Here is a 25,547-nt window from a genome sequence, read left to right as displayed (position 1 = left end):
AACGCATGATGGATTTTTTCAGCACAAGCAATATCCTGGTCCATATCCCGCTTGGCGCGGGCGGCTACGATCTCTCCTGGATTGAAGCCATCGGCACGCTGGCGGGTCTGCTCTGCATCTGGCTCGCCAGCCTGGAGAAAGTGATCAACTATCCGTTCGGCCTGATTAACGTCACGCTGTTTGCCGCCATCTTCTTTCAGATCCAGCTCTACGCCAGCCTGCTGCTGCAGCTTTTCTTTTTCGTCGCCAACGTCTATGGGTGGTACGCCTGGAGCCGGCAGACCGACGATCGCCAGGCGGCGCTGAAAATCCGCTGGCTGCCGCTGCCGAAGGCGCTAGGGTGGGGCGCGGTCTGCGTTATCGCCATTGCGCTGATGACGCGCTATATCGATCCGGTTTTCGCCTTTCTGACGCAGATCGCCGTGTCGCTGATGAACGCGCTCGGCCTGCAGGTGGCGATGCCGACGCTGCAGCCCGACGCCTTCCCGTTCTGGGACGCCTGCATGATGGTGCTCTCAATCGTGGCGATGATCCTGATGACGCGCAAATATGTCGAAAACTGGCTGCTCTGGGTGGTGATCAACGTTATCAGCGTGATGATCTTTGCGCGCCAGGGGGTATACGCCATGTCGCTGGAGTACGCCATCCTGACGCTGATCGCCCTGAACGGATCGCGGATGTGGATAGCGAGCGCACGCCAGCATGGTTCGCGCGCGCTGGCGCGTCAGTGATGATGCGCCTGTTCGCCGTGATGATGATGGTGGTGCGCCGCGTCTGAGCCGTCGTCGTCAAAGCCCAGCTCGCAGTCGGGCGTGGCGCACGGCTGATACTCCATCTGCACCGTGGCGTGTCCAATCTGATACTTCTGGTGCAGATAGCGGTGGATGCGCTGCAGCAGCGCATCGTGATCGTAAGGCGGGATCACATGCACATGCAGCGTCACCACCGGCTTCTCGCCGACCTGCCAGACGTGCACATGGTGCACGTTGCGCACTTCCGGAATATTCAGCGTCAGGTCGCGCGCCAGCTTCTCAACGTTAATCACCTCTGGCGCACCTTCCAGCAGCTCATGCAGGCTCTCGCGCAGCAGCGCCCAGGCGCTGCGCAGCACCAGCAGTGACACCAGCAGCGACAGAATCGGGTCGATGGGCGTCCAGCCGGTATAGAGGATAATCAGCGCTGCGACAATTGCCCCAACCGAGCCGAGCAGGTCGCCCATAACGTGCAGCGCGGCGGCGCGCACGTTCAGGTTTTTCTCTTCGCTGCCGTGATGCAGCAGCCAGAATGAGAGCAGGTTGGCCAGCAGGCCCGCGACCGCGATGCCGAGCATCAGCCCGCCGGTCACCGGCTGAGGCTGGTAAAAGCGGCGCAGCGCCTCCCAGACGATCAGGGCGGTGATTACCAGCAGGGCGATAGCGTTGACGAAGGCGGCCAGCGTGGTGAGACGCAGCAGCCCAAAGGTATGACGCGCGTTGGGCTTGCGCTGGGCGAACTGCACCGCCAGCAGCGCCATCAGCAGCGCGGCGGCGTCGGTAAGCATATGCCCGGCGTCGGCCAGCAGCGCCAGCGAGCCGGAGATCCAGCCGCCGACTGCCTCCGCCAGCATAAAAATTGCCGTGACGGCGAAAGCGGCCGCGAGGCGTTTGCGATTGCCCGCCGGCGCGCTGTGAGTGTGGTTATGAGCCATAAGAGTCCAGTTTTATCAGTAACCTGTTGGTGAGTAATAGTAGCAAATCCCATTCATCCGGCGCGTCCTGCTGCTCTCTGGCGCGATCTGCCAGCCGCTGGCTGAGTTCAGCACCTTGCTCCAGACCGATAAGCAGCCAGCTCCCCTTCATGCGGTGCGCCGCCTCCGCCAGCTGCGGCCAGTCGCCCGCCGCGCGCGCCGCCGTGATGCGCGCTACGTCGTTGTTCAGCGCGTCGCGCAGCGTCTGGCTGAGCCGGGCCAGAAATTTTTCGCTCTGCTGCGCCAGCTGGCGCAGATTGTCATCCAGCGCCGCCAGCGGATCCTGGTCGAAATGCGCCAGCAGCGCGGCGAGATCGCTGAGCTGCACCGGCTTAATCAGTACGCGCTCGTTTGCCTGCAGCGGCAGGCTCAGCAGCTGCGCGTCGGCGGAGCAGAGCACCCGCAGCGCGGTGCGCTGGCGCTGACGATCGCGGCGGCGCAGCAGCCTCAACAGCAGCTGGCCATCCGGCCGCGGCATCATCTGATCGATAAACAGCAGATCGTAGGGGCGCTCGGCATCGGCGCGCAGCAGGGCGCGCCCGTCGGCAAAGCAGTCCGCCTCCACGGCGAAGCGCGCCAGCTGCTGCTGCAGCACCATCAGATTGGCGGGGTGATCGTCAACGATGGCGCAGCGCAGCGCGGCGTAGCGGGGCAGCGCGGCGCTCTCCTGCGGCGCGGCCTCGCAGCGCGCCAGCGGCAGCGTCACCGTGACGTCGGTACCCTGGCCTGGCTGTGAGCGCAGCGTGATATCGCCGCCCATGCGCTGCACGATCTCGCGGCAGATAAACAGGCCCAGACCGCTGCCCTGCACCGACACCTTTTTGCCCGACGGCGCCTGATACCAGGGATCGAACAGCTTCGGCTGCTCTTCCGGCGGAATGCCGCTGCCGCTGTCGCGCAGGTTAAATATCAGCTGCTCGCCGGCGGCGAGCGTCAGGCGAATTTCGCCGTGGGCGGTAAATTTCAGCGCGTTGGTCATCAGGTTATTGATCACCTGCTGCAGCCGATCCGCATCGATCAGCACGCATTCCGGCAGCGGCGTCAGCGCCTCGACGATCAGCGTCGGGCCGCCCACGCGCATCAGCGGGTGATAAAAACGCTGCTGCTGTGCCAGCCACGCCCTAAGCGCCAGCGGACGCGGCGCAAGGGTAAAGCTGTTGCTCTCAATGCGCGCGTGATCCTGCAGATCGTTCAGCAGCGTCAGCAGCGAGCGGGCGCTGCTGTAGACCAGCGAGAGGTTGGTAGAGCGCGTTTTTTCCAGCTCCAGCAAACCGAGGATCGCCTGCATCGGCGTGCGCAGCTCATGGCTGACGGTGGCGAGAAACTGGCTTTTCATCGCGTTGGCGCGCTCGGCCTGCTGGCGCTGAAGACGTTCGCGCCGCTGCTGCCAGTAACGGCGCGCCAGCAGCAGCAGCAGCACGACGATGGCCACGCCCGCCGCGGCCAGCACCAGCTGGGGTAGCGCACGCATCGTCATCGCATTGGTCGGCTGCGGCGGCGTCAGCCAGCCGTCGCGCATCTGCCGCTGCGTATCGACGGGAATTTGCTGCAGCGCGCGGTTGATCAGCGGACGCAGCAGCGGCTGGTCGGCGGCAACGCCCAGCGCCACTGGCCAGGCGATATCGCTGGCGGCAAAGGCGAGACGCAGCCGATCGCCGTAGCGCGCGGCGATGCGCCAGCGCGCTGACAGCACATTATCAGCCAGCGCGTCGATCTGCCCGTTTGCCAGCGCCTCATACAGGCTGGCGCGATCGGCAAACACCTGCGGCGTCACCTCCGGCGGCAGCAGCCGCGTCGCAACATCGTCACGCAGGATACCGACCCGCTTGCCCGCCAGATCGTGCCAGCGGCTGAAGCTGGCGTCGCGGCGGCTGTAGATGCCCCACAGGGCGCGCCAGACCGGCAGCGTGGCGTTTTGCGAGGCGTCGCCGTTGAGCGGCTGCGTCAGCCGCAGCATCACCTGACGCTGCGCCAGCAGTTCGTCAGCCTGCTGCGGACCGGCGACCCAACGCGGCGCGAAGCGCACGCCGCTGCTCTGCGCGATGGCGTTGAGCAGATCGACGCTGTAGCCGCGCGCCGCGCCGTTGCCGTCACGGTAGCTCCAGGGGGCGTTGTCGCTCTCCGCCGCGTAATAGATCACCGGATGGGCGCTGAGCCATGCGCGCTCCGCCGCGCTCAGCATCAGAGTCTGCGTATCCTGATAGCGCGGCAGCGGCGCGCCCCAGCGCGACTGCAGGGTGGTCGCCAGCTCGGCGGGCAGCTGGCGCAGGCTCTGATTCAGCCAGTCGATAAGCGCTGCATCGCGCGCAAACGCGCGCAGCGTCAGCTGGCCAACATCCAGCTGCGAAGCGATCTGATAGATTTCGCCCTGCTGCAGCTGGCTGAGCAGAAAGCTGGCGCTGATCTCATCCGCCACCACATAGTCGTTCTGCTGGTTAAGCAGCGTCGAGATCGCCTGCAGGTCATTACTGTAGGTGCGCCAGCGGTGCTTCTGCGCCACCGCCGCGGGCAGCTGCGCCAGCGTGACTTCGCTGATGGCAAGCTGCGCATTCTCGCTGTTAAACATCACGGCGCGGGCGTTGCGCTGGCTGCGATAGATGCGCAGCGGGCTGCTGAACCAGCTTTCGCTGTGCAACACGCCCGGCGGAAGCGGGTTCACCAGCGCGCCCAGCGCAAAATCGATCTGGCCGCTCTGCAGCGCCGCCATCAGCTGCGTGCGATCGGCGAACAGCCTGAGCGTAAACCGGGCGCCGGTGAGCTGATGCAGCGCGGCCAGCGCATCGGCGTCCAGGCCATAAAGCTCGTCACCGACGCGCATCGTCCAGGGGGCGTTGCTCTCCTCCAGCAGGCCGACCTGCAGGGTTTTTCCCTGCATCGCGTCGGCGCCGCTGACCGGCATCATCATCGGCAGATCCAGGCTGCTAACCGGCCGCAGCTCGGCCCAGGCCAGCGTAGTCGTCAGAGCAAGCAACAGCAGCAGCAGAAATCGTTTCACTGCTGCGCTTTCCACAGGTCGGCCAGCTCCACTACGGAGCGCGCGCCGGTTTTTTCCAGAATGTTCTTTTTATGGGTGCTGACGGTTTTATTGCTGATGTGCAGCTGCTCGGCGATCTGCAGATTTGAGAGGCCGCTTGCCAGCAGCGCCAGCACCTGCTGCTCTTTGCTGGTAAGCGGCAGGGCAGGGGCGGTTACCTCGGGGGGAAAGGCGAGCTGTCCCCCCAGCACGGCGATAATTGCGCTCAGCAGCTGCTCCATCCGCTGGCTTTTGACCACGTAGCCCGCCGCTCCCAGCGCCTGCGCGCTGCGCACATAGTGGCTGCTCTGCTGCGCCGAATAGATCAGCACCGGGATCTGCGGGAAGTGAATTTTGAGGCGACGCAGGATCTCCAGCCCGTCACCGTCCGGCAGGCCGATATCCAGCACGATAATGTCGGTGGGCTGCGTCAGCAGCTGGCGCGCCTGCTGTTCGCTGGCGGCGGAGCGTAAATGGATGGGAAAGGGTGCCCGGTCGAGCGCGGCTTCCAGCGCTACTTCGACCAGCGGGTGATCGTCTATTAACAACAGCGAGGCCATGAACATTTCCTGACAGAATTCATTGCCCCAGCATAGCGGAAGTTAACGCAGAGAAAAATAATGGAGAGCCGAAGCTCTCCAGAAGATATTACTGCGAGGTGCCGTCAGTTTTGCGGTCGACCGTGCCGCCGCCCTCTTTGGTTTGCACCTTGCTGTTAATATCCGGGCACTTGCCATCTTTACACTGGCTATTCTGATCCATTTCACTGGCGGACATGTTGCTACCGCTGGTGGTGCCGCCGTTGGCCGCTGGATTGGTATTGGTGCCGGTATTATTAATTTTGCTGTTGTCGACGTTATTCGGCGGAAGATTCTGTTTCGCGCCGCCCGCTGCTGCGCCTGCTTCAGCCGCCTGGTTAGCCGTACCGTTATTGTCGGCCATTGCCACGCCGCTGCCTAAAGTCATTGCTGCCGTCAGAAAGATAATTGCAAACTTATTCATCATTATGCTCCTGTAATCAATGATAGCTGCTGTTTTGAACCCGATGGTGCAGTTTGACGCAAAGAGATTCCGGCGAAATTTAATTTCACCCAAAGGTCGTCCGGAAGGGATAAATAATGTAAGCGAAGCATTCCTCAGTGCTTACATGTAAAAGCCTAGCTGAGAACCCTATAAATGCAAATTTCACGCGTGCATTTAAGATGCGCCCTGAATTTACACTCCGGGCGCGACGGGATAAATTGGACGGGTTGTGCCCGACGCGCGTTGGGCCAGAAATAAATGGAATGATTTATGAATTACCAGAATGATGATTTACGTATTCGCGATATTAAAGAGCTGTTGCCTCCCGTTGCGCTGCTGGAAAAGTTTCCCGCAACCGATAATGCCGCACGCACCGTTGCCCGCGCGCGCGAGTCGATCCACCAGATTTTGCAGGGCGAAGACGATCGTCTGCTGGTGGTCATTGGCCCCTGTTCCATTCACGATCCGCAGGCGGCAAAAGAGTACGCCTCGCGCCTGCTGAAGCTGCGCGACGAACTGAAGGGTGAGCTGGAAGTGGTTATGCGCGTCTATTTTGAAAAGCCGCGCACCACCGTTGGCTGGAAAGGGCTGATTAACGATCCCTATATGGACGGCAGCTTCCAGCTGAACGACGGTCTGCGCCTGGCGCGTCAGCTGCTGCTGGAGATCAATGACAGCGGCCTGCCGGCGGCGGGCGAGTTTCTCGATATGATTACCCCGCAGTATGTGGCGGATCTGATGAGCTGGGGCGCTATCGGCGCGCGCACCACCGAATCGCAGGTGCATCGCGAGCTGGCGTCAGGGCTCTCCTGTCCGGTTGGCTTTAAAAACGGCACCGACGGCACCATCAAGGTGGCGATCGACGCCATCAACGCCGCTGGTTCGCCGCACTGTTTCCTCTCAGTGACCAAATATGGCCACTCGGCGATTGTCGAAACCAGCGGCAACGCCGACTGCCATATTATTCTGCGCGGCGGCAAAGAGCCGAACTACAGCGCGCAGCACGTCAGCGCGGTGAAAACCGGGCTGGAGAAAGCGGGGCTGCCGCAGCAGGTGATGATCGACTTTAGCCACGCCAACAGCAGCAAGCAGTATCAGAAGCAGATGGAAGTGGCGGATGATGTGTCAGCGCAGATTTCGGGCGGTGAGCGCGGCATTATCGGCGTAATGATTGAGAGTCATCTGGTTGAGGGCAACCAGAGCCTGGAGAGCGGCGAGCCGCTGGTCTACGGCAAGAGCATAACCGACGCCTGCATCGGCTGGAGTGACACCGATAAGGTGCTGCGCCAGCTGGCCGCAGCAGTGAAGCAGCGCCGCGGCTGATTAAAAGCGAAGGACAGCAAGGTGCTGACGTGGCAAACATGGACCGATCGTAAAGTCGCTCAAGGCATCCATGCTCGCTCGGCCCGCGCCATCCCTGGCGCGGGACGCTTTGCTCTTCGGTCCATGCTTACCGCGTTTTGAATGCCGTGCGCCTTTATAGTTTTCAACATTCAATTCGCAGCCATAAAAAAGGCCAGACATTGTCTGGCCTTTTTACATTTCAGCTAATGCTTACTTTGCTTTACCCTGGTTAGCGACGGCAGCAGCTTTAGCTGCGATCTCGTCGGCATCGCCCAGATAGTAGTGTTTGATCGGTTTGAAATTCTCGTCGAACTCATACACCAGCGGCACGCCGGTCGGGATGTTCAGCTCAAGGATCTCATCTTCGCTCATGTTGTCGAGGTATTTCACCAGCGCGCGCAGGGAGTTGCCGTGCGCCGCGATGATCACTTTCTCACCGCTCTTGATGCGCGGCAGAATGCTCTCATTCCAGTAAGGGATAACGCGATCGATAGTCAGCGCCAGGCTCTCGGTGGTCGGCAGCTGCTCAGCGCTCAGCTTCGCATAGCGCGGGTCGTGGCCAGGGAAACGCTCATCGCTGCGATCCAGCTCCGGCGGCGTTACCGCAAAGCCGCGACGCCACTGTTTCACCTGATCGTCGCCATATTTGGCTGCGGTTTCCGCTTTATCCAGGCCCTGCAGCGCACCGTAGTGACGCTCGTTCAGACGCCAGGATTTTTCAACCGGCAGCCAGGCCTGATCCAGCTCATCGAGAACATTCCACAGGGTGTGAATGGCGCGTTTCAGCACGGAGGTGTAAGCGAAATCAAAGACGAAACCTTCTTTTTTCAGCAGCTGACCGGCTGCTTTGGCTTCGGTGCGACCTTTATCAGAAAGATCCACGTCATACCATCCGGTAAAGCGGTTTTCCTGGTTCCACTGACTTTCGCCGTGGCGGACCAGAACCAGCTTAGTTACGGCCATAGTTAACTCCTTAACTCTTTAATGTTTCTTTGATAATGGAAACTTTGCTGCAACCAACCCGGCGCGCGCGCCCGGCGGCACATGGATAGCGCCATACCATAGCGGAAAACGGCGCAGGGTGTAAGCCTGTCGGCGACGCACTGCGCGTTTTTCAGCCGGCGGCTCAGCGCGGCGTGAAGCGATAGCGCGTTACCGACTCCCAGCGCTCGCCCGGCTGCAGCCAGCATGACGGCTGGGGCCATTCAGGATGGTTCGGCGAATCGGGTAAAAATTCGCTCTCCAGCGCAATGCCCTGAAAAGCAGTATAGCTTTCCTGTTCGCGCGCGCGCGTTCCCGCCAGGTAGTTGCCGGTATAGAACTGCAGCGCGGGCGCGGCGGTGGTCACGGTCAGCTGCAGTTCGCCATCGGCGGACCAGAGATGCGCGGCAGGCTGGCTGGCGTCGCCGGCGCTGTTAAGCAGAAAGGCGTGATCGTACCCCTTCACGGCCTGCTGATCGGCATCGGCGAGAAAATCCTGCGCCACGCTCTTGCCCGCGCGAAAATCGAAGCTGGTGCCCGCCACCGCTTTCAGCGGCGCATTGGGAATACCGTCGCTGTCCACAGGCAGATACTGTTCGGCCAGCAGTTGTAAGCGATGCTGGCGCGCGTCGCCATGATGCGCATCAAGATTAAAGTAGGCGTGGTTGGTCAGGTTGACCGGGCAGGCGCGATCGACCTCTGCCTGATAGCTGATCGACAGGCAGTTGTCATCGTCCAGCGTATAGCTTACCTGCGCCAGCAGGTTGCCGGGATAGCCCTGGTCACCGTCCGGCGAGTCCAGACGGTAAACCACGCTGTTCTCGCTCTGGCTGACGATCTGCCAGCGGCGCTTGTCAAAGCCCTGCGGTCCGCCGTGCAGCTGGTGCTCGCCCTGGTTCGCCGTCAGCTGAATCCCCTGCTGCACCAGCGTCGCCTTCCTGATGCGGTTGGCGTAGCGCCCAATAGTGGCGCCGAGATAGGCATCCTGATGCAGATAGTCGGACGGCGTGGCGCAGCCGAGCAGCGCTTCGCGCACGCTGCCGTCACGCATCGGCACGCGCGCCGACAGCCAGGTGGCACCCCAGTCCATAAAGGTTGCGACCATGCCGCTGGCGTTGCGCAGCACGGTAATGCGCCACGGCTGACCGTCTGGCGCGTGTGAATTGACGTCGCTTAGCATTGGCCGGCTCCTTCTGAAGCGGTGCAGACGTAAAAAGTCTCTTTGATGCCGGTTTTCGCCTCGTACTGTTCCGCTACGGCCGCCTTCACGCTATCGACCAGATCGAACGGCATCAGCGCCACCACGCAGCCGCCGAAGCCGCCGCCGGTCATACGCACGCCGCCGCGCTCGCCAATCTCCGCCTTAACAATCTCAACCAGGGTGTCGATAGGCGGAACGGTAATTTCGAAGTCGTCGCGCATCGAGGCGTGTGATTCCGCCATCAGCTCGCCCATGCGTTTCAGATCGCCTCTGCTCAGCGCGTCGGCGGCTTCCAGCGTACGGGCGTTCTCTGTCAGCACGTGACGCACCCGCTTCGCGACCTGCGGATCCAGCTCATGCTCCACCGCTTTGAACTGATTGATATCCACGTCGCGCAGCGCCGGCTGGGCGAAGAAGCGCGCGCCGGTTTCGCACTGCTCGCGGCGCGTGTTGTACTCGCTGCCTACCAGATTGCGACGGAAGTTAGAGTTGATGATCACCACCGCGATATCTTTCGGCATTGAGACCGGACGAGTGCCGAGGGTGCGGCAGTCGAGCAGCATGGCGTGATCTTTCTTGCCCAGCGCGGAGATCAGCTGGTCCATAATGCCGCAGTTGCAGCCGACGAACTGGTTCTCCGCCTCCTGACCGTTAACGGCGATAGCCGCGCCGTCAAGCTTCAGGTGATAGAGCTGCTGGAATACGGTGCCGACCGCCACTTCCAGCGACGCCGACGAGCTGAGGCCTGCGCCCTGAGGTACGTTGCCAGCGATCACCATATCAACGCCGCCAAAGCTGGCGTCGCGCTTCTGCAGGTGTTTCACCACGCCGCGCACGTAGTTGGCCCACATCGGCTCTTTTACGCTGAGGATCGGCGCGTCGAGCGAGAAGCTGTCCTGCTGATTATCGTAATCCACCGCCACGACGCGCACCTGACGATCGTCGCGCTTCGCGCAGGCGATAACGGTCTGATAGTCGATGGCGCACGGCAGCACAAAGCCGTCGTTGTAGTCAGTATGTTCGCCAATCAGGTTTACGCGGCCCGGTGCCTGAATGGTGTGGGTCGGCGCATAGCCGAAGGTATCGGTGAAAATCTGCTGCGTGGTGGTTTTCAACATTATTGTGCCTCGCGGAAATGAATATCGCTTACGGCGCGCAGGCGTTCCGCCGCCTGTTCCGCCGTTAAATCGCGTTGGGTTTCAGCCAGCATTTCGTAGCCGACCATAAATTTGCGAACCGTCGCCGAGCGCAGCAGCGGCGGGTAGAAGTGCGCGTGCAGCTGCCAGTGATCGTTCTCTTCGCCGTTGAACGGCGCGCCGTGCCAGCCCATGGAGTAGGGGAAAGAGCACTGGAAAAGGTTGTCGTAGCGGCTGGTGAGCTGCTTGAGCGCCTTCGCCAGATCCGCGCTCTGTTCCGGCGAGAGGTCGTTGAGGCGTTTGATATGGGCTTTCGGCAGCAGCAGCGTTTCGAATGGCCAGGCCGCCCACCAGGGCACCACCGCCAGCCAGTGTTCGGTCTCAACCACGGTACGGCTGCCGTCGGCTTGTTCGCGCGCGGCGTAGTCCACCAGCATCGGCGAACGGTGCGCGGCGTAGTAGGCACGCTGATGCGTATCTTCGCGCTGCGCTTCGTTAGGCAGGAAGCTGTTGGCCCATATCTGGCCGTGCGGATGGGGGTTAGAGCAGCCCATCGCCGCGCCTTTGTTTTCAAAAACCTGTACCCAGGGATAGTGCTGGCCGAGATCGGCGGTCTGCGCCTGCCAGGTTTTTACCACCTCTTCCAGCGCGGGCAGCGACATCTCCGGCAGGGTTTTGCTGTGGTCGGGCGAGAAGCAGATAACCCGGCTGGTGCCGCGCGCGCTCTCGCAGCGCATCAGCAGGTCGCTGCTCTCCGGCGCTTCCGGCGTATCGGTCATCAGCGCGGCAAAATCGTTGGTGAAAACGTAAGTGCCTTTATAGTCAGGGTTTTTATCGCCGGTGACGCGCGTATTGCCCGCGCAGAGAAAGCAGTCGGGATCGTGCGCCGGCAGCTTCTCTTGCGAAGGAGTTTCCTGCGCGCCCTGCCAGGGACGTTTGGCACGATGGGGCGAAACGAGGATCCACTGATCGATCAGCGGATTGTAACGGCGATGCGGATGATCGACCGGGTTAAATTTTTCCATGTTGAGTCCTGGTTAACGTCAAAAAGCCAGACAGGCAGGGTTAAAAAGTAGCACATCAGCGCCCGGTAAAGCGTGATCAAGTCTGGATAAATGGAATCGTTTACACAAGCTGAAAATTCTTATTCAAAGCGTTTTGCTGGTGGATAAACAGGAGAAAAGCGCGGAGCAATGGTAGCGGTTACATCACTCGCGCGGGGGAACAGGCAAACGCCGCTAGGCGGCGTCGCGGGGGTTAAGCCAGACGCTCCTGCTGACAGGTGTAGCCTTCGGCGGCAGGCACAAAGCTGAGTCGATGGGTAATGCAGCGCGGCGCGTCTTCGGCGTGGTGCGAAACGAACAGCAGCTGGGTGCGGCCCTCGCCGATAAGAATATCGACGAAGCGGCGCACCAGCTGGCGATTAATGGGATCCAGCCCCTGCAGCGGTTCGTCGAGGATCAGCAGCGCCGGATGCTTCACCAGCGCGCGGGCGATCAGCACCAGCCGCTGCTGGCCCCAGGAGAGGCTATGGAACGGCGCGTCCGCCAGCGCGTTATTCATACCGAGCAGCGCCAGCCACTGCCGCGCCAGCGCCTTCTGCCGCTCCGACGCGGCCTGATAGAGGCCGATGGAGTCGAAGAAGCCGGAAAGGATCACGGTGCGTACGTTGACGCTGACGCGATACTCCAGGTGCAGGCTGCTGCTGACGTAGCCGATATGCTGTTTAATATCCCAGATGGTTTCGCCGCTGCCGCGTTTGATGCCGAACAGCCAGAGATCGTTGCTGTAGCCCTGCGGGTGATCGCCGGTCACCAGGCTCAGCAGCGTCGATTTTCCGGCGCCGTTCGGTCCGACAATCTGCCAGTGTTCACCGGCGTTGACCTGCCAGCTCAGCCCGTTAATGATCGCCTTATCGTTGTAGCGAACCACGCCGTTGCGCAGGATAACGCGCGGCGTATCCTCTGCCAGCGGCGGTAGCCGATCGAGATGATCCGGCTCCGGCAGGGCCATGCCCTCCAGCCGTTCGCTGTGCGCCAGCTGCGCCACCAGCGCTTCTGCGAGGATCGCCTCGCGCGCGCCGACGTGGGTCAGGGTACACTCCGCCAGCACGCCGACCTGCTGAACAAAACCGGGAATGTCGTCAAAGCGATTGAGCACCAGCACCAGCGCGACATCGGGCTGCTGCAGGTTCGCCAGCGTCTCCGTCAGGCTGGCGCGCGAGGCGACGTCCAGGCCGTCGAAGGGCTCATCGAGGATCAGCAGATCGGGCTGTTTCATCAGCGCCTGGCAGAGCAGCACCTTGCGCGTCTCGCCGGTTGAGAGATATTTAAAGCGCCGGTCGAGCAGGTAGCCAATGGCGAACCGCTCCGCCAGCGCCTGCGCGCGCGCCTCGTCCTGCACGTCATCCTGAATAATCTCCAGCGCGGTGCGGCCGGTATCGGTTTCGCCTTCGCTCAGCAGATCGGTGTTGTTGCGTTCCCATTCGTCGGCGACCAGCTTTTGCAGCTGTTCCAGCGACAGGCGCGTTGGGCGTGCGAACTGGCTGGTGAAGTCGCCTTTTTCCGGCGTCAGCTCGCCCGCCAGCGCGCGCGCCAGCGATGACTTGCCGCTGCCGTTGGCGCCGACGAAGGCCCAGCTCTGTCCGCCCGCCAGGCGGAGATCGTTCAGGTTAAGTAATCGGGTGTCGCTAAGACGAAACGTGCCTTGCGAAATTTGCAATAATGCCATGTTGTGTCCCATTTTATGCACTGTAATACCGGGTTGTACCCAGTGCCGCCAGGGAAGTCAAATCATGGCGCGCAGGTCAGAGCAGCGTAGCGATAATCGCGTGTTCGGCATTAAAACTCGCCGTGACGCGCGCGCCCGGCTGCAGATCCTGCTGCTGCACCTGTTGGTTCGTGAGCGTGGCGCAGAGCGTTTCGCCGCTCGGCAGGGTCATCAGCACTTCGCTCATCTGCTCGCCGGGTTCAATCTGGCTTACCTGCGCGCTCAGCTGATTATCCCCCTGAGAGGCTTCACGGCTGACCTGAATCCACGGCGCTTTGATCAGCACCAGCACCTCTTTGCCCGCCTCAAGCTGCAGGCGCGCCACGCTGCGCTCGGTCAGCGCCACCTTTAGCTGGGTGGCGCCGTCGGCCAGCTGCACCTGAAGATGCTGCACCACATGCTGCTGGTCATGGGCCACGACCGTGCCGAACAGCTGGTTGCGCGCGCTGGTCTGTAGAGAGAAACGTGCGATGGTCGCCAGCAGGCTGTCGAGCGGCACCGCGTCGTTTTGCAGCGCGTCAAACGCCTTTTGCTGAATCTGTTCCAGCAGCTGAAACAGCTGGATAAGCCGTTCGCCGTAGCGCGTCAGCCGCGCGCCGCCGCCGCCTTTGCCGCCGGTGGCGCGCTCCACCAGCACGTCGTCAGCCAGCTGGTTCATCTCGTTGATCGCATCCCAGGCGCTTTTGTAGCTAATGCCCGCCAGCTTTGCGCCCTGGCTGATAGAGCCGGTTTCGCGGATGCGCTTGAGTAACATCATACGGCGCGGATCGGCGAACAGCTTCTGCTGCAGCCGGATGGACAGGGATAGTTCAGCCTGCATAGTGGCGTCTCCAGAACGGGTAAATGCAACGATCATAGCGGGGAGCGGCGCAAAAAGTAAAAGCACGAAAAGGGCAGTGCGTTTTTTTCCTCAGACGTTACAATCACTTTTTTGCTTTGCTGAGTGAGACTTCCATGCTGGAACTGTTAAAAAGCCTTGCTGTGGCGGTGATTATGGTGCCGGTGGTGATGGCAATTATGCTGGGCCTGATTTATGGTCTGGGCGAGGTGTTCAACGTCATCTCGAAATTTGGCCGCCGCGAACACGCTTCACGCTCTGCCCGTTAATTCCCCGACGCCCGCCTGAGCGGGCGTTTTTTATTGTGCCTGCTCAACCTTCTTCTTTTCCTGCCGATAATTTTTTCACGCTGTTCTGGCGCGCGTTGTATCATCACTTACACAACGCATAACTGGAGAACACCATGTCATTCCGATCCTGTTGCTGGGGCCTTACCGCCGCGCTGAGCGTCACGCTGGCCGGTCAGGCGGTTGCCGCTGAAAAAATTACCGTCTTCGCCGCCGCGTCGCTGACTAACGCGCTGCAGGAGATTGCGACGCAGTATAAAAAGAAAACCGGCGTTGAGGTGGTCTCGTCGTTCGCCTCCTCTTCTACCCTGGCGCGCCAGATTGAGCAGGGCGCACCCGCCGATCTCTTTATCTCAGCGGACCAGCAGTGGATGGATGACGCCGTGGCGAAAAAGAGCATGGAGGAGACCACGCGCGTGACCCTGCTCGGCAACGAGCTGGTGCTGGTGGCGCCGCGCAGCGCTGGCGCGCAGTCGGTGACGCTGAATCAGCAGACCGACTGGCAAAGCCTGCTGAAAGGCGAGCGGCTGGCGGTCGGCGATCCAGACCATGTGCCTGCCGGCATCTACGCGCAGGAAGCGCTGCAGAAGCTGGGCGCCTGGGAGCAGCTCTCGCCGTCGCTGGCGCGCGCCAATAATGTGCGCGCCGCGCTGGCGCTGGTTGAGCGCAATGAGACGCCCTACGGCATCGTCTATGGTTCGGACGCGGTGGCCAGCGAGAAAGTTCAGGTGGTCGGCACGTTCCCGGCTGACAGCCATAAGCCGGTGGAATACCCGATGGCAATGGTAAAAGGGCATAGCAACGCCGCGGTAAAGGCGTTTTATGACTATCTGAAAGGGCCGCAGGCGGCCGCGGTATTCAAACAGTACGGATTCTCCCCAAAAGCATGATACTCAGCGATCCCGAATGGCAGGCAGTGGTGCTTAGCCTGAAAGTCTCCAGCATCGCGGTGCTGTTCAGCCTGCCGTTTGGCATCCTTACGGCCTGGATTCTGGTGCGCTGCCAGTTTCCAGGCAAATCGCTGCTCGACAGCATTATTCATCTGCCGCTGGTCTTGCCGCCGGTGGTGGTGGGCTATCTGCTGCTGATAGGCCTGGGCCGGCGCGGCGTGATTGGCCAGTATCTCTATGACTGGTTCGGCTTTAGCTTCGCCTTTAGCTGGCGCGGCGCGGCGCTCGCCTCGGCGGTGATCGCCTTTCCGCTGATGGTGCGCGCCATCCGGCTGGCGCTGGAGGCGGTGGATCTGCGGCTGGAGCAGGCGGCGCGTACCCTCGGTGCCGGGCGCTGGCGCGTGTTCTTCACCATCACGCTGCCGCTGACCCTGCCCGGCATTATCGTTGGCACCGTGCTGGCCTTTGCCCGCTCGCTGGGTGAGTTCGGCGCTACCATTACCTTTGTCTCTAATATTCCACAGGAGACGCGCACGCTGCCGCTGGCGATGTTTACCCTGATTGAGACCCCTGGCGCTGAGGGGGCGGCGGCGCGGCTCTGCGTTATCGCCATCGCGCTGGCGCTGCTGTCGCTGCTGATTTCAGAATGGCTGGCGCGCTGGGGCCGTAAAAGGATGGGTGCCTGATGCTGACGCTGAATTTTTCACAGCGGCTGGGTGATCACCAGCTCGATATTGACGCGCAGATCCCGGCGAAGGGGATTACTGCGCTATTTGGCGTCTCCGGCGCCGGCAAGACCTCATTGATTAACGCCATCAGCGGTCTGACGCAGCCGCAGCGCGGCACGATTGCGCTGAACGGCCGCGTGCTGCTCGACGTAGAAAAGGGCGTAATGCTGCCGCCGGAAAAACGCCGCGTCGGTTATGTATTTCAGGATGCACGGCTCTTTCCACACTATCGCGTGCGCGGCAATCTGCACTACGGCATGTCGCCCGCGATGAAAGGGCAGTTCGACGCGCTGGTGGCGCTGCTGGGGCTGGAAACGCTGCTGGATCGCTTTCCGCTGTCGCTGTCGGGCGGTGAAAAGCAGCGCGTCGCCATTGGCCGCGCGCTGCTGAGCGCGCCCGATATTCTGCTGATGGACGAGCCGCTCGCCTCGCTCGATCTGCCGCGCAAGCGCGAGCTGATGCCCTATCTGCAGAAGCTGGCGAAGCAGGTCGATATTCCGGTGCTCTACGTTACCCACAGTCTGGATGAAATTTTACAGCTGGCGGAGAACGTGCTGGTGCTGGATCGCGGCGGCGTTAAGGCTTTCGGCCCGCTGGAGAAGGTCTGGAGCAGCAGCGCGATGCGGCCCTGGCTGCCGGTAAGCGAGCTGACCAGCGTGCTGCGCGTGCAGGTGCTGGAGCATCATCCCGACTATCCCATGAGCGCGCTGTCGCTTGGCGACCAGCATATCTGGGTAAGCCGGGTTAACTATCCGGTAAAAACGGTGCTGCGCATCCGCATCGCCTCGGCGGACGTCTCGCTGGCGCTGCAGCAGCCGCAGCACAGTTCAATACGCAATATACTGCCGGCGCAGGTGGTGGAGCTGCTTGAGGTGGGCGATCAGGTCGAGGTTCGCTTGCGCATCGGCGTCAGCGAACTCTGGGCGCGCATTTCGCCCTGGGCGCGAGATGAGCTGGGCATTCGGCCGGATCAGTGGCTCTATGCCCAGATAAAAAGCGTGTCGGTCGCCGCCTGACTAGAGCAGCTGCTGCTCGATCACCGCGGCGATGCCCGGCTCAAGGTTGGTGCCGATCACCTGCTTCGCGCGCGCCTTGATCGCCTCGTCGGCATTGCCCATCGCCACGCCGAGCCCGACCGCTTCCAGCATGCTGAGATCGTTGTAGTTGTCGCCGAAGGCGATAACGTCCTGCATGGTCAGGCCCAGTGAGGCGACCCACTCCGCCAGCCGCTTGCCTTTGCTGTTGCCGCGCTGTGCAATATCCACCTGATCGTGCCACGACCATTCGCACGCCAGTCCCAGCTCCGCTTCCACGTGCGTCGCGAACTGCTGCAGTTCGGCGGTGTTTTCATGGGAAAGCGCGAACTTCCAGATCGCCTGTGCGTCGCGCGCCGCCTGCGCCAGGTTCGGCACCTGAACAAACAGCGGACGCTGATGCGGCGGCAGTGATTCAGCCCATTTCAGGGTGCGCGTTACGTGGCCGGTTGGCGTCTGATAGAGCATCGCATCGTCGACGTAGAGCAGGCCGTGAATCTGGTGCGCATCCAGCATCTCAATGACGCGCAGCGCCTGATCCTTATCCAGCGGATCGGCAGTCAGCACCTTTTTTGCCTGATAATCATACAAATAGGTGCCGTTGCAGCAGATTGCGGGTGTATCAAGCTCCAGCGCCTGATAAAAAGGGTGGATGGCGCAGTGGTGACGGCCGGTCACGATAGCCACTTTTACGCCAGCCTGGCGAGCGCGCTTCAGCGCCTCGATTGACTGGGGCAGGATGGTTTTTGCGGGCGTCAGCAGTGTGCCGTCAAGATCGAGGGCGATTACGCGATAGCTCATGGCTTATTCCGTCTGAAGGATTAAAGAGGCATCGAGTCTACACCCGGGCGCGGGCCTGAGACAAAAAGCAGGGCACAAATGATTCCGGCGCACCGTGGCAAAACAGGCTACAGTGAGCCACAGACATAAACTGACAGGCTGCGAACAAGGAGAATGCATGAAACAAGTCGTTTATACCGCCAGTCCCGAGAGCCAGCAGATCCACGCGTGGCGGTTAGATGAAGAGGGCGCGCTTTCGCTGTTGCAGGTAACTGACGTCTCCGGCCAGGTTCAGCCGATGGTGGTCAGCCCGAAAAAAGATTTTCTCTACGTCGGCGTGCGCCCGAACTTCCGCGTGCTGGCGTTCCGCATTGCCGCTGACGGCACCCTGAGCGAAGCGGGCGAAGCGCCGCTGCCGGGCAGCCCGACCCATATTTCCACCGATCGCACCGGCAGCTACCTGTTTTGCGGCTCCTATAACGACGCCTGCGTCAGCGTCAGCCCGATTGGCGCAGATGGCCTGCCGCAGGCGCCGACGCAGGTGATCCGCGAGCTGGACGGCTGCCACTCCGCCAATATCGACAACGTCAATCAGACGCTGTTCGTCCCGGCGCTGAAGCAGGATCGCATCTGCCTCTATTCGCTGAGCGCTGACGGCACGCTGGCGCCGCGCACGCAGGCGCAGGTCACCACGGTAGAGGGCGCGGGCCCGCGCCATATGGCGTTTCATCCCAACGGCAACTACGCCTACTGCGTCAACGAGCTCGACAGCACCGTCGACGTCTGGGCGCTGAGCAACGCGCGCGGGGAAGTTGAGCGCGTACAGTCGCTGGACATGATGCCGCCTGGCTTTAACGAAACGCGCTGGGCGGCGGATATCCATCTGACGCCCAATGGCCGCTTCCTTTACGCCTGCGATCGCACCAGCAGCACCATTACGGTGTTCAGCGTCAGCGAAGATGGCGGCTTGCTTTCTATCGAGGGCTACCAGCCGACCGAAACCCAGCCGCGCGGCTTTAATATCGATAACAGCGGGCGCTATCTGGTGGCGGCAGGCCAGAAATCGCACCATATCGAAGTGTACCGCATCAGCGAGCCACAAGGGTTGCTGACTCCGCTGGCGCGCTACGCGGTAGGCCAGGGCCCGATGTGGGTGGTGATCCACCAGCTCGACTAAGCAGATAACTCAGGTGCAGCGGGGTCGCGGCCCCGCGCGCCTTTAGCTAAATGGCAGGAGGCCGCGGCAGGATCAATATCGACCCCTTCAGGCTGTGACAGGATAGGCGGATTGTTTTTTTCGGAGTCAGGAACGATGAAGAAGAAAAACCGCACGCCCACCCCGCACGACGCTGCGTTCCGGCAGTTTCTCGCCCAGCCGGAAATCGCCCGCGATTTTATGTTAATCCACCTTCCGCCTGAACTGCGCGCCGTCTGCGATCTCAGCACGCTAAAGCTGGAGTCCGGCTCATTTATTGAGGACGATCTGCGACACTATATCAGCGACGTGCTCTATAGCCTGAAAACCACCGCCGGCGATGACAGCTATGTTTATGTGCTGATTGAGCACCAGTCCACGCCGGATAAACATATGGCATTCAGGCTGCTGCGCTATGCGGTAGCCGCTATGCAGCGCCATCTCGATGCCGGTCATAAAAAATTGCCGCTGGTGATACCGGTGCTGTTCTACGTGGGCAAGCGCCGCCCCTATCCCTGGTCAACCTGCTGGCTGGATGAGTTCAGCGATCCGGCGCTGGCGGCGGGGCTCTACGGCAGCGCTTTTCCGCTGGTAGACGTCACCGTGATACCTGATGAAGAGATTGCCGGTCATCGCACGATGGCCGCGCTGACGCTGCTGCAAAAGCATATTCATCAACGCGATTTAATCGAGATTCTGGACAAGCTGGCGTCCATCCTTCTGGCCGGTTATCTCTCTTCATCGCAGTTAATATCGCTGATACACTACATTCTTCAGGCTGGCGAAACCTCAGACGCCAAAGCTTTTGTTCGCGAGCTGGCACAGCGGATGCCGCAGCAGGAGGAGGAATTGATGACTATTGCAGAACAGCTTGAACAGAAAGGGATGGAAAAAGGCATCCAGCTTGGCCGTCAGGCGGGCCGCAACGAGGGCAAGCTTGAAGTCGCGCGACGCCTGCTGGAGATGGGCATGGCCAGCGAGTCGGTCCAGCAAGCGACCGGCCTGAGCGAGGCGGAGCTGGCGCAAATCCGTCACTAATCGCTGGCGTAGCGGCGCCGCTTATCGCGCGCCGCCTTCAAATCCGTTACGAATAGTTCACCGTAATGCTGGCGCTCGCCAGCGCATGGAAGTGCACGTTAAAGCCGACCATGGCACCGCTTGCCTCGGCGTCTACCTCAATCGTCTCTACATCCAGCGCATGCACGGTAAAAATATAGCGATGGCTTTCGCCCTGCGGCGGCGCTGCGCCGCCGTAGCCCGCTTTGCCGAAATCGGTGCGCGTCTGCAGCGCCCCCTGCGGCAGCATCGCCTGGCCGGAACCGGCGCCTTGCTCCAGCAGCTGGGTGCTGGCGGGAATATTTACCACCACCCAGTGCCACCAGCCGGAACCGGTCGGCGCATCGGGATCGAAACAGGTCACAACGAAACTTTTGGTGCCTTCCGGCGCATCGTCCCACGCCAGGTGCGGAGAGATGTTATCCCCCTGGTAGCCCATGCCGTTAAACACCTGGCGCTCCGGCATTTTGTCGCCGTCGTTAAAGTCATTGCTGAAAACGCGCATCTTCTCTCCTCGGTTGTCATGAACCTTCAGTATGAACGCTTTCCATCTTAGCGAAAAACAGAGGCGGTTCCAGCAGTTAGCGACGTTTACGCGCTGAAATGCGCCTCCTGCGTCAGCGCCTCGGCAATCGCCTGGGTGAGCTGGCGCAGCGCCTGCGGCGTGATGATATAGGGCGGCATCAGATAGATCAGGCGGCCAAAGGGACGGATCCAGACGCCGCGCTCGACGAAAAAGCGCTGCAGCGCGGCCATATTCACCGGACGACGCGTCTCAACAACGCCAGTCGCCCCCAGCACGCGCACATCCGCCACCTGCGGCGCAGCGCGCAGCGGCATCAGCTCGTCGCGCAGCTGCTGCTCAATGCGCGCCACCTGCTGCGGCCAGTGGCCTTCGTTAAGCAGCGCGAGGCTCTCTGCGGCGACGGCGCACGCCAGCGGATTGCCCATAAAGGTCGGCCCGTGCATAAAACAGCCCGCCGGGCTGTCGCTGATAGCCTCGGCGACGCGGCGCGTGGTCAGGGTCGCTGCCAGCGTCATCATGCCGCCGGTCAGCGCCTTGCCGACGCAGAGAATATCGGGCGTCACCTCTGCATGTTCGCAGGCGAAAAGTTTGCCGCTGCGGCCGAAGCCGGTGGCGATTTCGTCGGCGATCAGCAGCACATCATAGCGATCGCAGCAGGCGCGCACCCGCTGCAGATAGCGCGGATGATAGAAGCGCATTCCCCCCGCGCCCTGCACGATGGGCTCAAGGATCACCGCGGCAAGCTGCGCATGGTGCTGCTCAATCAGGCGGACAAAGTCATCCGCGTCGCGCTCGTCCCAGGGATCGTCAAAGCGGCACTGCGGCGCGGCGGCGAAGTGGTGCATCGGCAGATAGCCGCGCCACAGGCTGTGCATCGAGTTATCGGGATCGCACACCGACATCGCCGCAAAGGTGTCGCCGTGGTAGCCGCGCTGCAGCGTAAGAAACTGCTGGCGCGTTTCGCCGCGGCCCAGCCAGTACTGCATCGCCATCTTCATCGCCACTTCCACCGCGACCGAACCAGAATCGGCGAGAAATACGCACTCCAGCGCGGCGGGCGTCATCGCCACCAGCTGGCGGCAGAGTTTCACCGCCGCAGGATGCGTAATGCCGCCGAACATCACATGCGACATCTGCGCCATCTGATCCTGCATCGCCTTGTTCAGGCGCGGGTGGTTATAGCCGTGGATCGCCGCCCACCAGGAGGACATGCCGTCCACCAGCTCGCGGCCGTCAGCCAGCTGCAGTTGCGTGCCCTGCGCTGCGACCACCGGATAGCAGGGCAAGGGATCGCGCATTGAGGTATAGGGATGCCAGATGTGCTGGCGGTCAAATTCGGCGTCCTGAGAGGTGAACATGGTAGTTGTAAACAAAAATAAAAAGATTTAGTTTACAAGTATAACCACGTTAACTGTCGGGATGACACCCTTTTTTTGGAGTAGGCAATGGCACAACACTGGACTCTGGCGCAGGCGCAGGCGCTGTTTGATAAACCTTTTCTTGAGCTGATGTTTGAGGCGCAGCAGGTGCACCGCCAGCATTTCGACCCGCGCCAGGTTCAGGTCAGCACGCTGCTGTCGATTAAAACCGGCGCCTGCCCGGAAGACTGCAAATATTGTCCGCAGAGCGCCCGCTATAAAACCGGCCTTGAGTCCGAGCGGCTGATGGAGGTGCAGGAGGTGCTGGCGTCGGCGCGCAAAGCAAAAGCGGCGGGATCGAGCCGCTTCTGCATGGGCGCGGCGTGGAAAAACCCTAACGACCGCGACATGCCCTATCTGGAGCAGATGGTGCAGGGCGTAAAAGCGCTGGGAATGGAAACCTGCATGACGCTTGGCACGCTAAGCGACAGTCAGGCGCAGCGGCTGGCGGGCGCCGGGCTCGATTTTTATAACCACAATCTCGACACCTCGCCGGAATTTTACGGCAGCATCATCACCACGCGCAGCTATCAGGAGCGGCTGGATACGCTCGGCAAAGTGCGCGACGCCGGGATCAAAGTCTGCTCGGGCGGCATCGTCGGGCTGGGTGAGACCGTAAGCGACCGCGCCGGACTGCTGGTGCAGCTGGCGAACCTGCCGACGCCGCCGGAGAGCGTGCCCATTAATATGCTGGTAAAGGTCAAAGGCACGCCGCTGGCGGACAATGACGACGTCGAGCCGTTCGACTTTATTCGCACCATCGCCGTGGCGCGCATCATGATGCCGACCTCGCACGTACGCCTCTCAGCGGGCCGTGAGCAGATGAACGAGCAGACCCAGGCGATGTGCTTTATGGCGGGTGCCAACTCTATTTTCTACGGCTGCAAGCTGCTCACCACGCCGAACCCGGAAGAGGATAAAGACCTGCTGCTGTTCCGCAAGCTGGGCCTTAACCCGGAACATACCCACACCGCACACGGCGATAACGAACAGCAGCAGCAGCTGAGCGAGCAGCTGTTCCACGCCGACACAGAACAGTTCTATAACGCGGCGCTGTAATGAGCTTCTCCACGCGTATGGCGCAGGCGCTGGCGATGCGCCGCGCCGCTGATGGCTGGCGGCAGCGCCGTCTGGTAGCGCGCAACGATACCCGCACGCTGCAGATTGAGGGCAACCTGTACCGCCACTTTTCCAGCAACGACTATCTCGGCCTGAGCCAGCATCCGGCAGTGATCGCCGGCTGGCGTCAGGGGGCGCCGGGGGCTGGCGCGTCGAGCCACGTCACCGGCTACAGCGAACGCCACGGCGAACTGGAGGCGCAGCTCGCCGACTGGCTCGGCTATTCGCGCGCGCTGCTGTTTATCTCCGGCTTCGCCGCCAATCAGGCGATTGTGCATCTGCTGGCGCAGAAACAGGACCGCATTATCGCCGACAGGCTGGCGCACGCCTCGCTGCTTGATGCGGCGGGCCATACGCCTGCGACGCTGCGCCGCTTTCACCATAACGATGTCGCAAGCCTGACGCAGCGGCTGGCGTCGCCGTGCGACGGCGAAACCCTGGTGATTACCGAGGGGATCTTTAGCATGGACGGCGACAGCGCGCCGCTGGCGGAGATCGCCGCCGCTGCCCGCCGCGCCGACGGCTGGCTGCTGGTGGATGACGCCCACGGCGTCGGCGTGGTGGGCGAGCAGGGGCGCGGCAGCTGCTGGCGGCAGGGTGTTAAGCCGGAGCTGCTGGTGGTCACCTTTGGCAAGGCCTTCGGCGTCAGCGGCGCGGCGCTGTTGTGCGATGACGCCACCGCCGACTATTTTCTGCAGTTCTCCCGTCACCTTATCTACTCCACGGCGATGCCGCCCGCTCAGGCGAGCGCGCTGCTGGCGGCGCTGGGCGAGGTGCAGCGCGGCGACGCCCTGCGTCAGCGGCTCAGCGACAATATTCAGCGCTTTCGCCGCGGCGCGGCGGGCTTGCCCTGGTCGCTGATGCCGTCCGACAGCGCGATACAGCCGCTGATCGTCGGCGACAACGGTGCCGCGCTGGCGCTGTCGCAGCGGCTGGCGCAGGCGGGCTGCTGGGTCAGCGCCATTCGCCCCCCGACCGTGCCGCCCGGCACCGCGCGGCTGCGCATTACCCTGACCGCTGCCCATCGGGCAGAGGATATCGACGCACTGCTGGAGGCGCTGCATGACGCTGCGGGTGAATAAAGAGGCGGTAGCGCGCGCGTTTGGCCGCGCGGCGGGCCATTACGAACAGCACGCCGAGCTGCAGCGCCGCTGCGGCGACGCCCTGCTGGCGCTGGCACCGCCCCTGGTCGAGGGCGATCTGCTCGATGCGGGCTGCGGCACCGGCTGGTACAGCCGCCTGTGGCAACAGCGCGGGCAGCGCGTCGTGGCGCTCGATCTCTCGCCGCAGATGCTGCGGCAGGCGCGCAGCCTCGACGCGGCGAGCAGCTATCTGGCGGGCGATATCGACGCCTTGCCGCTGGCGAGCCAGAGCGTCGATTGCGTCTGGAGTAATCTGGCGGTGCAGTGGAGCAGCGATTTGCGCACCGCGCTGCAGCAGTTCGCTCGCGTGCTGCGTCCCGACGGCGTCATGCTCTTCTCAACGCTGCTGGCCGGTTCGCTGCAGGAGGTGCACGACGCCTGGCGCCCGCTGGGCGTCGGCGAGCACGCCAATCGCTTTTTAACTGAAGATCGGGTGCGCGCGGCAGGCGCCGGTCTCAATCTCTGCTTTATCCGTCAGACGCAGGTGATGCATTTTCCCAGCGCGCTGAGCGCGATGCGATCGCTGAAGGGCATCGGCGCCACGCATCTGCACCAGGGCCGGGACGGCGCGCCGCTGACGCGGCAGCGGCTGGCGCGGCTCGAAGCGCTGTGGCCGCGCGATGCGCAGGGCTACCGTCTGACCTATCAACTGATTTTTGGAGTCACGCAACGATGAAATGGTTTATTACCGGTACCGACACCGAGGTCGGCAAAACCGTTGCCAGCGGCGCGCTGCTGCAGGCGGCGAGCGCGGCGGGCTACCGCACCGCCGGCTATAAGCCGGTAGCGTCCGGCTGCGACGTCACGCCGGAGGGCGCGCGCAACAGCGACGCGCTGGCACTGCAGCGCTACAGCAGCCTGGCACTGCGCTATGAGCAGGTCAATCCGCTGGCATTTATTGAGCCGACAGCGCCCCATATCGTCAGCGCGGAAGAGGGCAGGCCTATCGCCTTTGACACGCTCTCAAGCGGGCTGCGCGCACTGGAGGCGCAGGCGGAGTGGGTGCTGGTCGAGGGGGCAGGCGGCTGGTATACGCCGCTGTCAGAGACGCAAACCTACGCCGACTGGGTTGCGCAGGAGCAGCTGCCGGTCATTCTGGTCGTCGGGGTCAAACTGGGCTGCATCAATCACGCCATGCTCACCGCCGATGCGGTGCAGGCGCGCGGCCTGCGGCTGGCGGGCTGGATCGCCAACGATATCGAACCGCCGGGCAAGCGGCATCAGGCCTATATGGCGACGCTGAAACAGCGTATTCCCGCCCCGTTTCTCGGCGAAATCCCCTGGCTGCCCGACGCGGCGGCGCAGGCGGACTGCGGCCGCTTCGTAACGCTGCCCCGCTAG

At 62.1% G+C, this 25,547-nt stretch carries 25 protein-coding genes; 12 read left to right on the top strand and 13 right to left on the bottom strand.

What is annotated here, in order from left to right; all coding sequences use genetic code 11:
• Nucleotides 1-8: 8 nt before the first annotated feature.
• The gene (pnuC, locus tag LB453_RS16240; protein ID WP_103794941.1) at nt 9-731 is read left to right on the top strand and encodes a nicotinamide riboside transporter PnuC; all 723 of its coding nucleotides are present in this window, start codon (nt 9-11) and stop codon (nt 729-731) included.
• On the opposite strand, the gene zitB is transcribed toward pnuC, so the two are convergent.
• The 4 genes from zitB to LB453_RS16220 form a co-directional block, all read right to left on the bottom strand.
• Nucleotides 725-1,687, bottom strand: coding sequence for a CDF family zinc transporter ZitB (gene zitB / locus LB453_RS16235; protein ID WP_103794940.1), 963 nt, complete (start codon nt 1,685-1,687; stop codon nt 725-727). The two genes, pnuC and zitB, sit on opposite strands and share 7 nt — an antisense overlap.
• Nucleotides 1,677-4,736 carry an ATP-binding protein gene (locus LB453_RS16230; protein ID WP_103794939.1) on the bottom strand — a complete coding sequence of 1,020 codons (3,060 nt, stop codon included), beginning with the start codon at nt 4,734-4,736 and terminating at the stop codon, nt 1,677-1,679. Before LB453_RS16230 ends, zitB begins: the two co-directional genes overlap by 11 nt.
• Nucleotides 4,718-5,299, bottom strand: coding sequence for a response regulator transcription factor (locus tag LB453_RS16225; protein WP_103794938.1), 582 nt, complete (start codon nt 5,297-5,299; stop codon nt 4,718-4,720). Before LB453_RS16225 ends, LB453_RS16230 begins: the two co-directional genes overlap by 19 nt.
• An 88-nt stretch (nt 5,300-5,387) precedes the next feature.
• Nucleotides 5,388-5,744: a YbgS-like family protein gene (locus LB453_RS16220; protein WP_103794937.1), complete on the bottom strand. Its 357-nt coding sequence runs from the start codon at nt 5,742-5,744 to the stop codon at nt 5,388-5,390.
• Between the two features lie 288 nt (nt 5,745-6,032).
• Between LB453_RS16220 and aroG the strand changes: the two genes are divergently transcribed.
• Nucleotides 6,033-7,085 (top strand): 3-deoxy-7-phosphoheptulonate synthase AroG, encoded by a 1,053-nt coding sequence (gene aroG, locus LB453_RS16215; RefSeq protein WP_103794936.1) that lies wholly within the window; start codon nt 6,033-6,035, stop codon nt 7,083-7,085.
• Between the two features lie 231 nt (nt 7,086-7,316).
• Here the strand turns inward: aroG and gpmA are convergent, their stop codons facing one another.
• From gpmA to modE, 6 genes are all read right to left on the bottom strand, one after another.
• Complete coding sequence (gene gpmA, locus LB453_RS16210) at nt 7,317-8,069, bottom strand: 2,3-diphosphoglycerate-dependent phosphoglycerate mutase (protein WP_103794935.1); 753 nt, start codon at nt 8,067-8,069, stop codon at nt 7,317-7,319.
• A 163-nt stretch (nt 8,070-8,232) separates the two neighbouring features.
• Complete coding sequence (gene galM / locus LB453_RS16205) at nt 8,233-9,267, bottom strand: galactose-1-epimerase (RefSeq protein WP_103794934.1); 1,035 nt, start codon at nt 9,265-9,267, stop codon at nt 8,233-8,235.
• Entirely contained in the window at nt 9,261-10,409 is a 1,149-nt protein-coding gene (gene galK / locus LB453_RS16200) for a galactokinase (protein ID WP_103794933.1), read from the bottom strand. Before galK ends, galM begins: the two co-directional genes overlap by 7 nt.
• Nucleotides 10,406-11,449, bottom strand: a complete 1,044-nt coding sequence (galT, locus tag LB453_RS16195) for a galactose-1-phosphate uridylyltransferase (protein WP_103794932.1) — start codon at nt 11,447-11,449, stop codon at nt 10,406-10,408. The genes galK and galT overlap by 4 nt, the downstream gene beginning before the upstream one ends.
• Before the next feature lie 232 nt (nt 11,450-11,681).
• On the bottom strand, nt 11,682-13,154 hold the full coding sequence (modF, locus tag LB453_RS16190) for a molybdate ABC transporter ATP-binding protein ModF (RefSeq protein ID WP_103794931.1): 1,473 nt from the start codon (nt 13,152-13,154) through the stop codon (nt 11,682-11,684).
• Between the two features lie 76 nt (nt 13,155-13,230).
• Nucleotides 13,231-14,013 (bottom strand): molybdenum-dependent transcriptional regulator, encoded by a 783-nt coding sequence (modE, locus tag LB453_RS16185; protein WP_103794930.1) that lies wholly within the window; start codon nt 14,011-14,013, stop codon nt 13,231-13,233.
• A gap of 134 nt (nt 14,014-14,147) precedes the next feature.
• Between modE and LB453_RS16180 the strand changes: the two genes are divergently transcribed.
• From LB453_RS16180 to modC, 4 genes are all read left to right on the top strand, one after another.
• The gene (locus LB453_RS16180) at nt 14,148-14,300 is read left to right on the top strand and encodes an AcrZ family multidrug efflux pump-associated protein (protein ID WP_103794929.1); all 153 of its coding nucleotides are present in this window, start codon (nt 14,148-14,150) and stop codon (nt 14,298-14,300) included.
• 134 nt (nt 14,301-14,434) lie between these two features.
• Nucleotides 14,435-15,208 (top strand): molybdate ABC transporter substrate-binding protein, encoded by a 774-nt coding sequence (modA, locus tag LB453_RS16175; protein ID WP_103794928.1) that lies wholly within the window; start codon nt 14,435-14,437, stop codon nt 15,206-15,208.
• Nucleotides 15,205-15,894 carry a molybdate ABC transporter permease subunit gene (modB, locus tag LB453_RS16170; RefSeq protein ID WP_103794927.1) on the top strand — a complete coding sequence of 230 codons (690 nt, stop codon included), beginning with the start codon at nt 15,205-15,207 and terminating at the stop codon, nt 15,892-15,894. Before modA ends, modB begins: the two co-directional genes overlap by 4 nt.
• The gene (gene modC, locus LB453_RS16165) at nt 15,894-16,952 is read left to right on the top strand and encodes a molybdenum ABC transporter ATP-binding protein ModC (RefSeq protein ID WP_103794926.1); all 1,059 of its coding nucleotides are present in this window, start codon (nt 15,894-15,896) and stop codon (nt 16,950-16,952) included. The genes modB and modC overlap by 1 nt, the downstream gene beginning before the upstream one ends.
• Here the strand turns inward: modC and LB453_RS16160 are convergent, their stop codons facing one another.
• Nucleotides 16,953-17,771 (bottom strand): pyridoxal phosphatase, encoded by an 819-nt coding sequence (locus LB453_RS16160; RefSeq protein WP_103794925.1) that lies wholly within the window; start codon nt 17,769-17,771, stop codon nt 16,953-16,955. It lies immediately after the preceding gene.
• Nucleotides 17,772-17,928: 157 nt separating this feature from the next.
• On the opposite strand from LB453_RS16160, the gene pgl reads away from it, so the two are divergent.
• Entirely contained in the window at nt 17,929-18,927 is a 999-nt protein-coding gene (pgl, locus tag LB453_RS16155) for a 6-phosphogluconolactonase (protein ID WP_103794924.1), read from the top strand.
• A gap of 135 nt (nt 18,928-19,062) precedes the next feature.
• The gene (locus LB453_RS16150) at nt 19,063-19,983 is read left to right on the top strand and encodes an Rpn family recombination-promoting nuclease/putative transposase (protein ID WP_103794923.1); all 921 of its coding nucleotides are present in this window, start codon (nt 19,063-19,065) and stop codon (nt 19,981-19,983) included.
• 46 nt (nt 19,984-20,029) lie between these two features.
• Here the strand turns inward: LB453_RS16150 and LB453_RS16145 are convergent, their stop codons facing one another.
• Nucleotides 20,030-20,506, bottom strand: coding sequence for a kinase inhibitor (locus LB453_RS16145; protein WP_103794922.1), 477 nt, complete (start codon nt 20,504-20,506; stop codon nt 20,030-20,032).
• Nucleotides 20,507-20,592: 86 nt separating this feature from the next.
• A complete protein-coding gene (gene bioA / locus LB453_RS16140; protein WP_103794921.1) occupies nt 20,593-21,885 on the bottom strand; it encodes an adenosylmethionine--8-amino-7-oxononanoate transaminase in 1,293 nt (430 codons plus the stop codon).
• 87 nt (nt 21,886-21,972) lie between these two features.
• Between bioA and bioB the strand changes: the two genes are divergently transcribed.
• Genes bioB through bioD form a run of 4 tightly spaced genes read left to right on the top strand, consistent with a single transcriptional unit; the run spans nt 21,973 to nt 25,547 of the window.
• A complete protein-coding gene (gene bioB, locus LB453_RS16135; RefSeq protein WP_103794920.1) occupies nt 21,973-23,004 on the top strand; it encodes a biotin synthase BioB in 1,032 nt (343 codons plus the stop codon).
• Entirely contained in the window at nt 23,004-24,146 is a 1,143-nt protein-coding gene (locus tag LB453_RS16130; protein ID WP_103794919.1) for an 8-amino-7-oxononanoate synthase, read from the top strand. The genes bioB and LB453_RS16130 overlap by 1 nt, the downstream gene beginning before the upstream one ends.
• Entirely contained in the window at nt 24,127-24,882 is a 756-nt protein-coding gene (gene bioC / locus LB453_RS16125) for a malonyl-ACP O-methyltransferase BioC (RefSeq protein ID WP_103794918.1), read from the top strand. Before LB453_RS16130 ends, bioC begins: the two co-directional genes overlap by 20 nt.
• The gene (bioD, locus tag LB453_RS16120; protein WP_103794917.1) at nt 24,879-25,547 is read left to right on the top strand and encodes a dethiobiotin synthase; all 669 of its coding nucleotides are present in this window, start codon (nt 24,879-24,881) and stop codon (nt 25,545-25,547) included. Before bioC ends, bioD begins: the two co-directional genes overlap by 4 nt.

The sequence above is a fragment of the Pantoea agglomerans genome (genome assembly GCF_020149765.1).
Classification (GTDB): Bacteria; Pseudomonadota; Gammaproteobacteria; order Enterobacterales; family Enterobacteriaceae; genus Pantoea; species Pantoea alvi.
Note: the sequence above shows the minus strand (reverse complement) of the source record. Positions and strands in the feature narration are given on the sequence as shown.

What these genes read in the sequence shown, in the direction of transcription:
- pnuC (WP_103794941.1), top strand. Translation starts at nt 9, where the DNA reads ATGGATTTTTTCAGCACAAGCAATATCCTGGTCCATATCCCGCTTGGC.
- zitB (WP_103794940.1), bottom strand. Translation starts at nt 1,687, where the DNA reads ATGGCTCATAACCACACTCACAGCGCGCCGGCGGGCAATCGCAAACGC.
- LB453_RS16225 (WP_103794938.1), bottom strand. Translation starts at nt 5,299, where the DNA reads ATGGCCTCGCTGTTGTTAATAGACGATCACCCGCTGGTCGAAGTAGCG.
- LB453_RS16220 (WP_103794937.1), bottom strand. Translation starts at nt 5,744, where the DNA reads ATGATGAATAAGTTTGCAATTATCTTTCTGACGGCAGCAATGACTTTA.
- aroG (WP_103794936.1), top strand. Translation starts at nt 6,033, where the DNA reads ATGAATTACCAGAATGATGATTTACGTATTCGCGATATTAAAGAGCTG.
- gpmA (WP_103794935.1), bottom strand. Translation starts at nt 8,069, where the DNA reads ATGGCCGTAACTAAGCTGGTTCTGGTCCGCCACGGCGAAAGTCAGTGG.
- galM (WP_103794934.1), bottom strand. Translation starts at nt 9,267, where the DNA reads ATGCTAAGCGACGTCAATTCACACGCGCCAGACGGTCAGCCGTGGCGC.
- galT (WP_103794932.1), bottom strand. Translation starts at nt 11,449, where the DNA reads ATGGAAAAATTTAACCCGGTCGATCATCCGCATCGCCGTTACAATCCG.
- modF (WP_103794931.1), bottom strand. Translation starts at nt 13,154, where the DNA reads ATGGCATTATTGCAAATTTCGCAAGGCACGTTTCGTCTTAGCGACACC.
- modE (WP_103794930.1), bottom strand. Translation starts at nt 14,013, where the DNA reads ATGCAGGCTGAACTATCCCTGTCCATCCGGCTGCAGCAGAAGCTGTTC.
- LB453_RS16180 (WP_103794929.1), top strand. Translation starts at nt 14,148, where the DNA reads ATGCTGGAACTGTTAAAAAGCCTTGCTGTGGCGGTGATTATGGTGCCG.
- modA (WP_103794928.1), top strand. Translation starts at nt 14,435, where the DNA reads ATGTCATTCCGATCCTGTTGCTGGGGCCTTACCGCCGCGCTGAGCGTC.
- modB (WP_103794927.1), top strand. Translation starts at nt 15,205, where the DNA reads ATGATACTCAGCGATCCCGAATGGCAGGCAGTGGTGCTTAGCCTGAAA.
- modC (WP_103794926.1), top strand. Translation starts at nt 15,894, where the DNA reads ATGCTGACGCTGAATTTTTCACAGCGGCTGGGTGATCACCAGCTCGAT.
- LB453_RS16160 (WP_103794925.1), bottom strand. Translation starts at nt 17,771, where the DNA reads ATGAGCTATCGCGTAATCGCCCTCGATCTTGACGGCACACTGCTGACG.
- pgl (WP_103794924.1), top strand. Translation starts at nt 17,929, where the DNA reads ATGAAACAAGTCGTTTATACCGCCAGTCCCGAGAGCCAGCAGATCCAC.
- LB453_RS16150 (WP_103794923.1), top strand. Translation starts at nt 19,063, where the DNA reads ATGAAGAAGAAAAACCGCACGCCCACCCCGCACGACGCTGCGTTCCGG.
- LB453_RS16145 (WP_103794922.1), bottom strand. Translation starts at nt 20,506, where the DNA reads ATGCGCGTTTTCAGCAATGACTTTAACGACGGCGACAAAATGCCGGAG.
- bioA (WP_103794921.1), bottom strand. Translation starts at nt 21,885, where the DNA reads ATGTTCACCTCTCAGGACGCCGAATTTGACCGCCAGCACATCTGGCAT.
- bioB (WP_103794920.1), top strand. Translation starts at nt 21,973, where the DNA reads ATGGCACAACACTGGACTCTGGCGCAGGCGCAGGCGCTGTTTGATAAA.
- LB453_RS16130 (WP_103794919.1), top strand. Translation starts at nt 23,004, where the DNA reads ATGAGCTTCTCCACGCGTATGGCGCAGGCGCTGGCGATGCGCCGCGCC.
- bioC (WP_103794918.1), top strand. Translation starts at nt 24,127, where the DNA reads ATGACGCTGCGGGTGAATAAAGAGGCGGTAGCGCGCGCGTTTGGCCGC.
- bioD (WP_103794917.1), top strand. Translation starts at nt 24,879, where the DNA reads ATGAAATGGTTTATTACCGGTACCGACACCGAGGTCGGCAAAACCGTT.